Here is a 12,779-nt window from a genome sequence, read left to right on the forward strand (position 1 = left end):
CCTCACCCCTTCCCCTCTCCCAAGGGGCGAGGGGGTTTCGTCTACGAACGAAAAAAGGGAAGCCCAAATCGGCTCCCCTTCTGCTTATCTAATTGTTGATTCCAGCTAATCCCTAGTCCCTGGCCCCTAATAGCCTACTTCATCTCCTCCTTGAGCCCCTCGATGACCGCCTTCACCTCCGCGATCATCTCCCTCGCCTGGGGCGAGTGCTCACGTTTCAGGTAGTTCTCGAAGTGCTTGATGGCCTCCGCGGTGCGGTCCTGGTCGATGCAGATGTTGCCCAGGGTCAGGTAGCTCATGGTGAAGTCGGGGTCGAGACGGATCGCCTCAAGGGTCTCCCGCTCGGCCGCCTCCAGGTCGTCCATATCGTAGTAGAGCTCGCCCAGGTTGAAGCGGGCGGTGGCGTCGGTGGGGTCGATCTCGATGCCGCGGTGGTAGGCTGCGATCGCCTTCTCGTTGTCGCCCAGCCCGTAGTAGAGGTCGCCCATGGCGTTCAGCGCGAAGACGTTGGACGGGTCGAGCTCCAGCGCCCTCTCGAAGGCCTTGAGCGCATCGTCGGCGCGCTCCATAGCGTTGTAGACGAGCCCCATGCTGACGTAGCCGTCGCAATCCTTGGGCTGCAGTTCGGTCACCTTGCGATAGCAGCCCAGGGCGTCCTTGTGCTTGCCCGATTCGAAGTAGACGTCCCCCAGGGCGGTCAGACCATCCAGGTCGCCGGGGGCCAGTTCCAGCCCCTTCTTGAGGGCGGCGATGGCGTCATCAACCTGCCCAGCTTCGGAGTATGCCTCGCCGAGGTAGAAGTACCCCTCCGCGTTCTGGGGCTCCAGCGCGGTGCAACCCTTGAAAGCCTCGATGGCCTTGGCGTATTCGCCGGACTCCATCTGCGCTATGCCGTTTGCCAGCTTTTCATCAAAAGTTGTTGCCATTGCCACCTCCACGACTCCAATCGGATTTCATTGGCGCACACTATAACAGGAAGCGCTCCCTTTGCCAACTTAAGAGCGACTCAAAATGCATTAAAACCTTTCACATATCATTTTTCTCATCTATACTGCAGCAATCACACGCTAAAGGGGAAGGCAATGCCAGAGGAGGCTGGTGAGCAACTGGGACTGAGGACACTGGAGGATATCAGCGCGCTGATTCTCCAGTCCCACGATCTGCAGGAGACTCTGGACAACATCGTTAACCTGGTGGCTAAGAGGATGTCCTCCGACGTCTGCTCCATCTACCTGTTGGAGGAGGACGGGGAGACTCTGCGCCTGCACGCCACCCGCGGCCTTTCCAGGCTTTCGGTCGGCATCACCATGAAGGTCTCCGAGGGTCTGACCGGCCTGGCCGTTGAACAGCGCGGCGTGGTCGCCACCGACAACGCCCCGAGGCACCCCCGCTACAAGTACTTCCGCAAGACCAAGGAAGAGAAGGTACTCTCCTTCCTGGGCGTCCCCTTTTTCGAGCGCGACAACCCGATGGGTGTCCTGGTCATCCAGAATCGCGAGGCACGGACCTTCACCCCCCAGGAGATCAGCGCCGTCTCCACCATAGCCTGGCAGATCTCCAGCATCGTCTCCAACGCCAAACTGCTCGACTCCATCCGCAAGAAGGAGGAGGAGCGTGCCTTCTACGCCGCCGAGGTGGACCGTCTCAGGAAGAACGGCGTACTCAAAGAAGGGGGACGCTCCGCGCGCAAGTCCCCCTCCTCCTCCGCCCTTACCGGGATCGGCATATCCCCTGGCTTCGCCCTGGGCAAGGTCTCCATCCTGCACCACAGGGGCCCGAGCGAAGAGGCGGTCCTGGAACGCGCCCGCCCCCGCTCGGAAGAGCTGAACATGTTTCACCAAGCCCTGGAGAAGGCCCGCATCCATACCATCTACATGGAAAAGCGGATGGGGGAGATCCTCTCCGAGGCCGACGCCGCCATCTTCCACAGCCACCTGATGATCCTCGAGGACCGCGGCTTCATCGCGAAGATCACCGCACTCATAGAGGAAGGGCTCGGCGCCCACCGCGCGGTGAGCCAGGTGGTAGAGGCCTACGTCTCCGCCTTCGCCAGGATGGAGGACCCGTACCTGCGCGAGCGCTCCGCCGACATGGAAGACATCGGGCGCAGGATCTGCGACGCCCTGAACGGCCACAGCAGCCACCGTGAGCGGCTGCGCGACGAGCGCATCATCGTGGCGCGCGAACTGCTCCCCTCGGACCTCGCCATCATGGATCACGGCAAGGTGATCGGCATCGCCACGGAAAAGGGGAACCAGAACGCCCACTCAGCCATCATGGCACGCGCCCTTGGCATCCCCGCCGTCTTCGGCGTGGAGGGGCTCTTGCAGCGGGTCGGCGTGCGCAGCGAGGTGGTGGTGGACGGAAACTCCGGGTGCGTCTATGTCAACCCGGACCAGAGCGTGAAGCAGGAATACGTGCGGCTGCAGGGCGAGTTCGACCTGAAGCAGCGCGCCCTCGAGGAAATCCGCGACCTCCCCGCCTGCACCCCGGACGGCTGCACCGTCACGCTTTTGGCCAACATCGGTCTCCTGAGCGATCTCAAGGTGGCGCACCTGCACGGGGCCGAGGGGGTCGGCCTGTACCGTACCGAGTTCCCCTTCATGACCCGCTCTTCCCTCCCCTCGCGCCAGGTGCAGGCGGCGGTCTACCGCAAGGTGCTGGAAGGGTTCCCGGGGCTGCCGGTCAACATAAGGACCCTCGACATCGGCGGCGACAAGGGGCTCTCCTACTTCCCGCACCCCAAGGAGGACAACCCGTTCCTTGGGTGGCGCTCCATGCGCCTGTCGCTCGACCGGGAGGACATCCTCAGGGAGCAGCTGGCCGCCATCCTGCTCGCGTCGGCGTCCGGGAAGTGCACCCTCATGTTCCCGATGATCTCGGGGGTGGACGAGGTGCGGCGCATCAAGGCGATCCTGGCACAGGTGAAGGAAGAGTTGACCCGCGATGGAAGGAGTTTCGACGCCCGGATCGGGCTGGGTGTGATGGTCGAGCTGCCGGCGGCGGTGCTCGTGGCCGACATGCTGGTGAAGGAGGTCGATTACCTCAGCATCGGGACCAACGACCTGATCCAGTACACCCTGGCCTGCGACCGCAACAACCCGAGGGTGAGGAAATGGTACGACCCGTACCATCCGGCGGTGCTGCGTTCCATCAAGAAGGTGGCGGATGCCGCCGCGGGCGCGGGCAAGCCGGCGTCGCTCTGCGGCGAGATGGCGGGAGAGCCGATCAACGCGATACTGCTCATGGGGCTTGGCCTGCGCAGCTTCAGCCTGTCGGCGCCCAACATCCCCCGGGTGAAGGAGGCGGTGCGCCGCATAACCCTGAAAAAGGCACGGGAGATCGGCGACCGGGTGCTCGCCATGGAGAGCGCCCAGTCGATAAGGGAATACCTGGAAGCGACCCAGCGGGAACTGGGGCTTTGAAAACGAAGGCCGGGCCCCGCAAGGGACCCGGCCTCTCTACTTTATATCCAGCAGTCGCCGCCGTCGTAGTTCAGCTGATCGGAGCCGTTCTTCCTGGAGCGCAGCTTCGCGTTTTTCACGCACCCTTTCAGCTTGTCAAGCGCCTCGTCTTTGGCTTCGCCAAGCTTCTCGCGGACCTCGCGACCGGTTTTCGGGGTAAAGAGGAGAGCGGCACCCGCAGCTACCGCGGCTCCGGCCAGGAAGGCCAGCAGTGCGGCCTGTTCGCTTTTCTTCGACATGTCGTATGCTCCTTTTGGTTCTGGAAGTTATAACCGGAGAAAAATGTGCAGTCATTCTTATCACATTCCGCAGCGCAATAAAACCCCCAACAACAAATAATGACGCTTTTCCTGCCATCCCGTTTTCTGATTTGAATTGGACAGAATTAGATGCTACTATCCGCTGATAAAAATCCCCAAAGGAGATATGCATGTTTTCCTTCAATAAATCCACTGTGCCTGCCGTTGCCGCCCTGCTTTTGGCCTTGACGCTTCCCGCCGGTGCTCTAGCCGAGGAGGCCGCAGGTAGCGCGGCCAAGGATCCGCTCAAGGAAGCCTCTGAGGTGGCGAAAGAGCAGCAGCAAAAGGCACTGTCCCATCAGTCCCAGCACCCCGCCAACATCGCCGTGCTCCGCGTCAACGGCGCCGTGATCACCAAGCTTGACATGGACCGCGCCCTCAAGGTCATGCTGGCGCAAAGCCAGGTGAAACAACCCTTGGCGCCCGAGGCCCAGAAGGAGGCCGAATCCGCCGTACTGGAGCAGCTCACCTCCGTGGAGCTCCTGTACCAGGAAGCCGCCAAGCTCGAAATACCCGACCTGGACAAGCAGGTCAACGACAAGGTGTCTCTGAACCGCGCCAAGTTCAAGACCGACGAGGAGTTCATCGAAGCCCTGAAAAGCGTCGACATGACCATGCAGGACATGCAGGACTTCACCCGCAAGGACATCGTCATCAACAACTTCATCGAGCAGAAGTTCACCGCCAAGGCGGCGGCCACCGATGCCGAGGCCAAGAAGTTCTATGAGGAGAACAAGGACCAGTACTTCAAGCAGCCGGAAGCGGTTCGTGCCAGCCACATCCTGGTAGGTGCCGACGAGAAGGCGACGCCGGAGGAGCGCAAGCGCGCCAAGGAAAGGGCGGAGGCGCTGCTAAAGCGTGTGAAAGCGGGCGAGGATTTCGCGGCCATCGCCAAAGCCGAATCTTCCTGCCCCTCCGCCAGCCAGGGCGGCGACCTCGGTGCTTTCGGCCACGGTGAAATGGTTCCCGCCTTCGAGAAAGCGGCCTTCGCCCTCAAGAAAGGCGAGGTAAGCGGCGTGGTCGAGTCCGAGTTCGGGTACCACATCATCAAGGTGACCGACAAGCAGGAGGCGGGCGCCGAGAAGTTCGAGAACGTGAAGGACAAGATCACCGACTTCCTGAAACGGCAGAAAGTGCAGCAGGAAGTGTCCAGCCTGGTGGACACACTGAGGAAGACCGCCAAGATCGAGAAAGAATAAAAGTCCGCGGCGGCACATCCAAAGACAGAGTCATCAACGAAAAGGGCCCGGTATACCGGGCCCTTTTTTTATCGTGCTCTCTCTATCCCATCTCCCCTCTCCCTACAAGGCGAGGGGATCATCACCTGCGGCGCTTGCCCATCTCTCTTCTCCCCTCTCCCCCCGGGAGAGGGGCAGGGGTGAGGGCGCGGCAACCGCAACCACTCTCACTTCGTGGCACCCCCCTCACCCGCCCTTCGGGCACCCTCTCCCACAGGGCGAGGGGATCACCACCTGCGGTGCTTTGTCCAATCTTCCCTCTCCCACAGGGCGAGGGGATCACAATCTACGGTGCTTTGTTCCATCTCCCCTCTCCCGCCGGGAGAGGGGAGGGGGTGAGGGCGTGGCATTTGATGCCCGCGAACTGACGCTCCCCCTTTGCGAAGGGGGAACAGGGGGGATTTTGCTTTTATTTACGCCGCCGTTGTCGGCGGCGGCACGAAGACCCTGGTCGCCAGCTCGCTGTCCAGCATCAGCAGCCCCTGCCCGTTGTCCCCGATCAGCTTGAGCTTCCCGATGATGTCCCTGTCGTTCTCCTCCTCTTCGATCTGCTCGGTGACGAACCACTGCAGGAAGATGTTGGTGGCGTGGTCCTTTTCGGAGAGGGCGAGGTCGGTAAGATCGTTAATCGAGGAGGTGATGGTGAGCTCGTGCTTCAAGGTCTGCTCGAACATGTCCAGCAGGTTCTTGAACTCCTCGGGAGGCGCGGCGATCGCCTGCAGCTTCACGTGCTCACCGCGGCTGTTGATGTAGTTATAAAACTTCATAGCATGAACCATCTCTTCCTGGTACTGAACCATGAACCAGTTGGCGCTCCCTTTGAGTCCGATGGAAGCGGCATAGGAAGACATGGAAAGGTAAAGATAGGCAGAGTAAAGTTCGTTGTTGAGCTGTTTATTGAGAGCGGTGCAAATCTTTTCGGTCAGCATCAGGTTCTCCTCCTTGTAATCAAATAGCACGTAGTCTGGAATATTCGTCTCGATGATGCACGTTCTATGTTACCCAAGGCTGTGCCGTTGGCAAGCAAGGTATACGCGAGGCAGGTAGTGCGGGTCAGGTCCGGGAATCTATGGGTCGACGGCCCCACCCGTGTAGGTAGCGTTTGTAGGCCTTGCTGGCCGGCGTCTTCAGGTAATAAAACAGAGTGCCGAACTCGGCCACGGCCTTCAGGTAATCCGCGCCGCAAACCTTGGATCCCTTGACATCCCGCCATTCTTGCAGCGGAAATTCCACCCAGTTGTCGCTCACCTCGGCGCTGGACAATTCCAGCACCAACGGAAACCTCGCCAGCATCTCCACGTCGAAAATCCAACTGACCTTGAACGGGCTGGAGAAGACGATTTGCAACGCCGTCGAGTTGCGAAAGATCTTGGCCCCGCACTGGGTATCGTAGATGTTCATGCCCAAAAGCAGCGAAGCGAAGGTGGCGAAGATCCTGCCCAGGTAGTGCCTCAGGGCTCTGCGCTTGATCCTCCTGCCCAAGAGCCGAACGCGCGCCCCCAGCACGGCGTCGACCTGGCGCTGCTCCAGTACCGCGCAAAACTCGGGGATGACCTCGAGCGGCGTTGCCAGGTCGGCATCCCAGTACCCAACGTAGTCGAAAGCCCCCGCACTCGCCTCCAACATCCCGCGCCGGACAGCCTCCGCCTTGCCGCAGTTGCTCTCCAGATCGATCACCTCGACCTGGGCGGGATTTTCGTCCCTGATGGAGTTGAGTACCTGCAAGGTGCCGTCCGTGCTGCCGTCGTTGACGAAGAGGAAGGACAAGGAGGGATCGGTGTGCAGGGCGGAGAGGAAAGCCTGCGGCAGGAGGCGCTGCGATTCGTTGTAACAGGGGACTACGATCCTTGTTTTTCGCACAGCACCCATCCTGTGAGGCCCGGTATCTTTATCCCAAACCGGCCCGCGGCAAGCAGCATCTTGTTGTCGAGCTTCAGCGCCTGGTGAATCAGAGAAGTTAGCAGCGCCCCCCTTCCCCAACGCCCAACCCCTTCAGAGGAGACAGCCGAACCAAATAGCTTGAAGAGTACCAGCATCGGCAACAGCAAGGAGGAAAACAGGTAGCCCGAGCGCCGGACCTTCAACCCCGCCCCTTCGACCAGGCGCAGCAACTGCGAGAGGCTGTAGCGACGATAATGTCCGAGAAAGGCGTCGTGCCCGCTGAAGAGGGCTTGGAAAGCGGGCACCGTTATGAGGACGAGGCCCTTGGACGCGAGGTGCCGGTTCACCACGTCCTTGAGAAAAGCGCCGTCCTTCTCGATATGCTCGAGCACGTCCAGAAGCAGGACCAGGTCGAAGTTCCCCTCGTCGGGCAACTCTTTGCGGAAGGAGATACCGGTCTTTCTCGCCGCGAACGCACCCAGTTGTTCCTCGGAGAGGTTGCAGTCAACGGCGGTGATTGATCGGACGGCGTTATCCTTGAAAAGAGTTTCGGCAACGAAACCGTCGCCGCAGCCGACATCGAGGACCCGCACCCCCTCGGCCAGATGCCCCGAAAGGATATCGCGCAAAGCATCCAGTCGGGAGGTCTCCCACGGGTGCCTCTTTTGGTGTCCTGCCTGAGCCTCTTTGAGATCCATCCGACCGTGACCCTGCCTTTGTCAGTCCAGGATAAGATTGCGCCAATGTCTCACATCAGCGGGGCATAAGTCAATGATTGCTGTTTTGTTACAGGCAGCCCTCCCAAACATCCACACCAGCTCTCCCGGTGCATGAGCATGCCCCTCCCCTATGAGCATTCCCCCTCTCCTTTTGGGAGGGGGGCAGAGGATGGGAGGAGAGGCCACCATCGGTGCGGATCGCAGCTTCAACTAACCCTTGTTCGTTCCCATCTTGTCGATGAATATCTTGATCAGGTCGATGGGCACGGGGAAGATGGTGGTCGAGTTCTTCTCAGCCGCGATCTCGGTCAGAGTCTGCAGGTAGCGAAGCTGCAGCGACATCGGTTCGTCCGCCATCACCTTGGCCGCCTGGGCCAGCTTCTCGGAAGCCTGCAGCTCGCCTTCTGCGTGGATGACCTTGGCGCGCCGCTCGCGCTCCGCCTCCGCCTGCCTGGCTATCGCACGCTGCATTTCCTGCGGCAGGTCAATGTTCTTCACCTCGACCGTCGACACCTTCACCCCCCATGGCTCAGTCTGCCGGTCCAAGATCTCCTGGAGTTCCCGGTTGATCTTCTCCCGGTTGGCGAGGAGCTCGTCGAGGTCGACCTGCCCCAGCACGCTCCTGAGGGTGGTCTGAGAGAGCTGGCTGGTCGCGTAGAGGTAGTTCTCCATCTCGACCACGGCCCGCACCGCGTCGATCACGCGGAAGTAGATGACCGCGGAAACCTTGACGGTAACGTTGTCATGGGTGATTACGTCCTGGGAGGGAACGTCCATGGCCACGATGCGCAGCGAAACCCGGACCAGCCTGTCGATGCCAGGGATGATCAGTACGAGGCCGGGGCCGCGCACCTTCTTGACCCGGCCGAGCCGGAACAGCACCCCCCTTTCGTACTCGGGGAGGATGCGGACGGCATTGGCAAGAAAAGCAACTATCAGGAACAGTACCACCAGGACCGGAAACAGGTTCACGACGTTCATGATTCCCTCCGTTTACAGCTCTTATTAAAGCCTGAAAACCCGCCCAAGTATATCGAAACAGGGCCTTACGTCAAATTGCCGTATTGCCAAATCCGCTCATCCATGTTATTGAAGAAAACTCTAACTATGGGAAATTTCCGAATGAAACCGAACATCAAGATACTGCTCATAGAAGACGACGACGGCAGCCGCGAGGCGATGCTCATCCTGCTCAAGGCGAGCGGCTTTGCGATCAAGGGGTGCTCCAGCGGCAAGGAGGGGCTCGACCTGTTGGCCGGCGAGCCGTTCGACATCGTCATCAGCGACCTGTTCCTGCCGGACGTTAACGGCATCGACATCCTGACCCGTGTAAAACAGGACTCCCCGCGCACCGAAGTCATCCTTGTCACCGGCCACGGTTCCGCCGAAACCGCCGTGCAAGCGATGAAAAAAGGCGCCTACGACTACATCACCAAGCCCCTCAACATCGAAGAGCTCCGCATCATCATCGACAAGGCCGTGGAAAAGGGGCAGCTGTTAAGCGAGAACGTCTACCTCAAGAAGCAGTTGCGGGAGAAGTACGAGTTCGCCAACATCATCGGGAACTCGCAGGCCATGCAGCAGCTCTTCTCGCGCATGAAGAGGATCATAAAGACCGATTCCACCGTCCTCATCCTGGGCGAGTCCGGCACCGGTAAGGAGCTGGTCGCCAAGGCGATCCACTTCAACGGCAACCGCAAAGACAAGCCGTTCATCGCGGTGAACTGTTCCGCCATTCCTGAGAACCTTCTGGAGAGCGAGCTGTTCGGACACGTTAAGGGAGCCTTCACCGGCGCGGTGAAGGAGAAGGTGGGAAAATTCGAGGCCGCCAACAACGGCACCATCTTCCTGGACGAGATAGGCACCCTGCCGATGCACCTGCAGACCAAACTGTTGCGCGTGCTGCAAGAGCAGGAAGTCGAGCGGGTCGGTTCCAACAAGCAGATCAAGCTGGACGTGCGGGTCATTTCCGCCACCAACGTGAACCTCGAGGAAGAAGTCGCGCGCGGCAACTTCCGTGAGGACCTCTTCTACCGGCTGAACGTCATCCCGGTCCTGATCCCGCCCCTGCGCGAGCGGATCGAGGATATCCTCCCCCTCACCAAGCATTTCCTGGAGAAGAACTGCCGTTCCATGCAGCGTCCCATCATGCACCTGGACAAGGATGCGTTGGAGGCGTTGGAGGCGTATCCGTGGAACGGCAACGTGCGCGAGTTGGAGAACATTGTGGAGCGGATCGTTGCCCTCACCGAAGGCGACGTCATCACCCTGCGCGATCTTCCCGCCAACATAGTCAAGAACTACCAGGAAGGCTCCCACTCCGTGAGCGTCACCCCGGCCGGCATCGACATGGTCCAAGCCATCAACGAGATCGAGAAGCGCATGATCGGCGAGGCGCTGCAGTTGGCCGGCGGCGTCAAAGCCCGTGCCGCCGCCATGTTGAGCATCAACCGAACCACTCTCGTCGAAAAGATGCGCCGCCTCGGCATGCCGATGTAGACTCGTCGTTGCTGTCCGGAGACAATTTAAGTCCTTACATCGACAATAGAGTCCTTACCTTTTTAATCCAATCCTGAAACAGGCAAACAATTAAGTCCTTACATTTTCTCAAAAGCCCTTTGAATTGCCATCGGCACTGCAAGCTATCAGGGTGTCAGCTACAACCTGATCTGGGACAACGACGGTCCCAACGGTTCAACGGTCTGGCTGGATTATAGCAACAGCACAAACCTCTGGGTTGATCAGGTATCCTGGGCATCCGGGCTGGGAAGCGTACTCACCAACATCAATACGTCCGGCTACAGTGTCAACTGGACCGACAGCAACTGGCGCTTGCCTACCTCGGTGGATGATCTAACTAATTCGGGGTGCGGCTTTAATATTGCTACCTCCGAGTTCGGGCATCTCTATTACACCGAACTGGGAAACAAAGGGTATTATGACACCAGCGGTAACTATCAACCAGGCTGGGGGCTGGTCAATGACGGTCCATTCCAGCATTTGCAGTCGACCTCGTACTGGTCGGGCACGGAGGCCTCTGGAATTCCGAACTACGCCTGGTACTTCGATACCTACTTTGGCTTCCAGTACGTGGATGGCGAGGACGTGGGCCACGAGGCCAGCCCCCTTCTCCCTGGCATGGCCGTTCGCTCCGGACAGGTTTCAGAGGCCGCGCCGGTGCCCGAGCCATCAACCTTGCTGCTCTTAAGCGTCGGATTTCTTGGACTGGCTAGATGGCGGTTGCACAAACGCGGCCGTTGATTCTTTGGCGCTTTAATCATCCGTTGATCTTCCCGCCGGTCCGCTGTCAGTAGATCATCATCCATCCACCAGGGGATCTAAAATCCCCACAGCCTATCCCCCAGCACCCTAATGACAAAAGGCACCGGCAAAGCCCAGGTGCCTTTTGTCATTAGTTTAGGGAAGCGCTTTTCAGGACTTAAATGACTTCATAGATGCGAACCTCGGGCTGGTCTTGCAGGTATGGGCTAAGTTCCGCCACGACATCTTTCGTGAAGAGTTTGCTCTCGAGGTAGGCTTTGGCATCGGCAACAGTGGCGAAACCGTGCAGAACCTGCACGTCCTCCTCCCTGACGAGCAGTTGCTTCGACTGCGCCCCCTTGATCTGCTTCAGGAATGGTTCCTTGTATTTTTTGTACACTCCAGCGGCGGCGGGCCGATTTTCATCGGACACCTTCAACGTGATCTCGAGATACGCCATGGTGTTCCTCCTTTCCAGTTTTTGCAGCGGTATCGCTGCAGGTAAACATTTTACCAGATTTTACGAGGCCTCCTTCTCTTCATCCAGCAGGTACCGCCCCCTCAACTGATAGTTCCCGCCCGGCATTCTTGAGATTTTCAGTGCACGTATCGAACGATTAGGGATATCCACCTTTCCCTCCCGATATTGATCGGGTCCTGTCGCCTTTCGGGGACGCCAGCAGTTCGAGCTGTACAGGACGAGCTATCCTTCTTTGACTTATACAACCTTTTAATTTAAGCTAGCCACGTGGAAAGGTAGCGAAGCGTCCAACGATTGGAGCAGGTGATCAACTAGTTGCAGGCGTTCAAGGGGGGGGAGCTGTTGCCTCTTTGAAATTGTCGTTGTAGCCATTGCGCGCATGCATCGAAAGCCAAGGTACTGGAAAAAACTTTAAGATCTAGGAACTAATGATGAGCGAAGTATCTATCGTGCGCTGCGACTTTGAGCGACATGCGGATGCGATACTGGAAATCTTCAACGAGGCGATCTTGAACTCGACCGCGCTGTATGACTACAAGCCCCGGACGCGCCAGTTCATGGCCGAGTGGTTCGAAGCCAAACGGGCGGGCGGTTTTCCGGTAATCGGGATAGAGGACAGCAGTGGAGTGCTGCTGGGATTTGGAAGCTATGGCATCTTCCGAGGTTTTCCGGCCTTCAAGTACACGGTGGAACACTCGGTATATGTGCATAAGGATCATCGTGGTCATGGGCTCGGCCGGACGGTTATGCAAGAGCTGATAGCTGCGGCCCGAGACAATGACGTTCATGCGATGATAGGCGGCATTGATGCGACCAACGCCGGAAGCATAGCGCTGCATGAGCAGCTTGGCTTTAGGCACGTCGGCACGCTACCGCAAGTCGGCTTCAAGTTCGGCCGCTGGCTCGATTTGGCTTTCTACCAGTTGTTGCTAGATACGCCAAACCATCCCGTCGATGGCTGACGCAGGCTAGCCGGTACGTTCCTCGTAGTCGCGATCCACTTCTTCGTAGTCGTGATCCACTTCTTCGCAGTCGTGATCCACTTCTTTGTGGTCGCAATCACCTTCTTTGTAGCCGCGATCCCTTTCTTTGTAGTCGCGATCCCTTTCTTCGCAGTCGCGATCCCTTTCTTCGCAGTCGCGATCCCTTTCTTCGCAGTCGCGATCATTTTCTTCGCAGTCGCGATCCCTTTCTTTGTAGTCGCGATCCCTTTCTTCGTAGTCGCGATCACCTTCTTTGTAGTCGTTATCCCCTTCTTCGTAGTCGCGATCCCCTTCTTCGTAATCGCGCCCCCTATCTTTGTAATCGCTCCTGCGTTCTTTGTAGTCGCTGGTGCGCCTTTGGGCGTGTAAAGGATTTTGTGTAAATGCCCTATCGGCTATGTATCTGGCAATCTTCCTTCGTAGATGATGGATAACAGGATCTAGGAGGGGCAA

At 58.8% G+C, this 12,779-nt stretch carries 13 protein-coding genes; 5 read left to right on the top strand and 8 right to left on the bottom strand.

Annotated elements, in window-relative coordinates:
• Nucleotides 1-134: 134 nt before the first annotated feature.
• Nucleotides 135-926, bottom strand: a complete 792-nt coding sequence (locus KOM00_RS06580) for a tetratricopeptide repeat protein (RefSeq protein ID WP_216498083.1) — start codon at nucleotides 924-926, stop codon at nucleotides 135-137.
• Nucleotides 927-1,082: 156 nt separating this feature from the next.
• Here KOM00_RS06580 and ptsP point away from each other — a divergent pair, with 156 nt between their 5' ends.
• Nucleotides 1,083-3,425 carry a phosphoenolpyruvate--protein phosphotransferase gene (ptsP, locus tag KOM00_RS06585; RefSeq protein ID WP_216498084.1) on the top strand — a complete coding sequence of 781 codons (2,343 nt, stop codon included), beginning with the start codon at nucleotides 1,083-1,085 and terminating at the stop codon, nucleotides 3,423-3,425.
• Between the two features lie 41 nt (nucleotides 3,426-3,466).
• Here the strand turns inward: ptsP and KOM00_RS06590 are convergent, their stop codons facing one another.
• Nucleotides 3,467-3,703, bottom strand: a complete 237-nt coding sequence (locus KOM00_RS06590) for a YtxH domain-containing protein (RefSeq protein WP_216498085.1) — start codon at nucleotides 3,701-3,703, stop codon at nucleotides 3,467-3,469.
• A 191-nt stretch (nucleotides 3,704-3,894) separates the two neighbouring features.
• On the opposite strand from KOM00_RS06590, the gene KOM00_RS06595 reads away from it, so the two are divergent.
• Nucleotides 3,895-4,962 (top strand): peptidylprolyl isomerase, encoded by a 1,068-nt coding sequence (locus KOM00_RS06595; RefSeq protein ID WP_216498087.1) that lies wholly within the window; start codon nucleotides 3,895-3,897, stop codon nucleotides 4,960-4,962.
• Between the two features lie 452 nt (nucleotides 4,963-5,414).
• Here KOM00_RS06595 and KOM00_RS06600 read toward each other — a convergent pair whose 3' ends face one another.
• The 4 genes from KOM00_RS06600 to KOM00_RS06615 form a co-directional block, all read right to left on the bottom strand.
• Nucleotides 5,415-5,930 carry a ferritin gene (locus KOM00_RS06600; RefSeq protein ID WP_216498088.1) on the bottom strand — a complete coding sequence of 172 codons (516 nt, stop codon included), beginning with the start codon at nucleotides 5,928-5,930 and terminating at the stop codon, nucleotides 5,415-5,417.
• Nucleotides 5,931-6,054: 124 nt separating this feature from the next.
• Nucleotides 6,055-6,861, bottom strand: coding sequence for a dolichyl-phosphate beta-glucosyltransferase (locus tag KOM00_RS06605; RefSeq protein WP_216498090.1), 807 nt, complete (start codon nucleotides 6,859-6,861; stop codon nucleotides 6,055-6,057).
• On the bottom strand, nucleotides 6,840-7,580 hold the full coding sequence (locus KOM00_RS06610; RefSeq protein ID WP_216498092.1) for a class I SAM-dependent methyltransferase: 741 nt from the start codon (nucleotides 7,578-7,580) through the stop codon (nucleotides 6,840-6,842). Before KOM00_RS06610 ends, KOM00_RS06605 begins: the two co-directional genes overlap by 22 nt.
• Before the next feature lie 231 nt (nucleotides 7,581-7,811).
• Nucleotides 7,812-8,582: a slipin family protein gene (locus KOM00_RS06615; RefSeq protein WP_216498093.1), complete on the bottom strand. Its 771-nt coding sequence runs from the start codon at nucleotides 8,580-8,582 to the stop codon at nucleotides 7,812-7,814.
• Nucleotides 8,583-8,723: 141 nt separating this feature from the next.
• Between KOM00_RS06615 and KOM00_RS06620 the strand changes: the two genes are divergently transcribed.
• Together KOM00_RS06620 and KOM00_RS06625 are read left to right on the top strand one after the other, a co-directional pair.
• Complete coding sequence (locus KOM00_RS06620) at nucleotides 8,724-10,100, top strand: sigma-54-dependent transcriptional regulator (protein ID WP_216498094.1); 1,377 nt, start codon at nucleotides 8,724-8,726, stop codon at nucleotides 10,098-10,100.
• A 333-nt stretch (nucleotides 10,101-10,433) separates the two neighbouring features.
• On the top strand, nucleotides 10,434-10,862 hold the full coding sequence (locus KOM00_RS06625; protein ID WP_216498095.1) for a PEP-CTERM sorting domain-containing protein: 429 nt from the start codon (nucleotides 10,434-10,436) through the stop codon (nucleotides 10,860-10,862).
• Between the two features lie 178 nt (nucleotides 10,863-11,040).
• Here KOM00_RS06625 and KOM00_RS06630 read toward each other — a convergent pair whose 3' ends face one another.
• Nucleotides 11,041-11,322, bottom strand: a complete 282-nt coding sequence (locus KOM00_RS06630) for a hypothetical protein (RefSeq protein WP_216498097.1) — start codon at nucleotides 11,320-11,322, stop codon at nucleotides 11,041-11,043.
• A gap of 452 nt (nucleotides 11,323-11,774) precedes the next feature.
• On the opposite strand from KOM00_RS06630, the gene KOM00_RS06640 reads away from it, so the two are divergent.
• Complete coding sequence (locus KOM00_RS06640; RefSeq protein ID WP_236026789.1) at nucleotides 11,775-12,305, top strand: GNAT family N-acetyltransferase; 531 nt, start codon at nucleotides 11,775-11,777, stop codon at nucleotides 12,303-12,305.
• A 6-nt stretch (nucleotides 12,306-12,311) separates the two neighbouring features.
• On the opposite strand, the gene KOM00_RS06645 is transcribed toward KOM00_RS06640, so the two are convergent.
• A complete protein-coding gene (locus KOM00_RS06645) occupies nucleotides 12,312-12,779 on the bottom strand; it encodes a hypothetical protein (protein ID WP_216498102.1) in 468 nt (155 codons plus the stop codon).

The organism is Geomonas diazotrophica, assembly GCF_018919385.1.
Taxonomy (GTDB): domain Bacteria; phylum Desulfobacterota; class Desulfuromonadia; order Geobacterales; family Geobacteraceae; genus Geomonas; species Geomonas diazotrophica.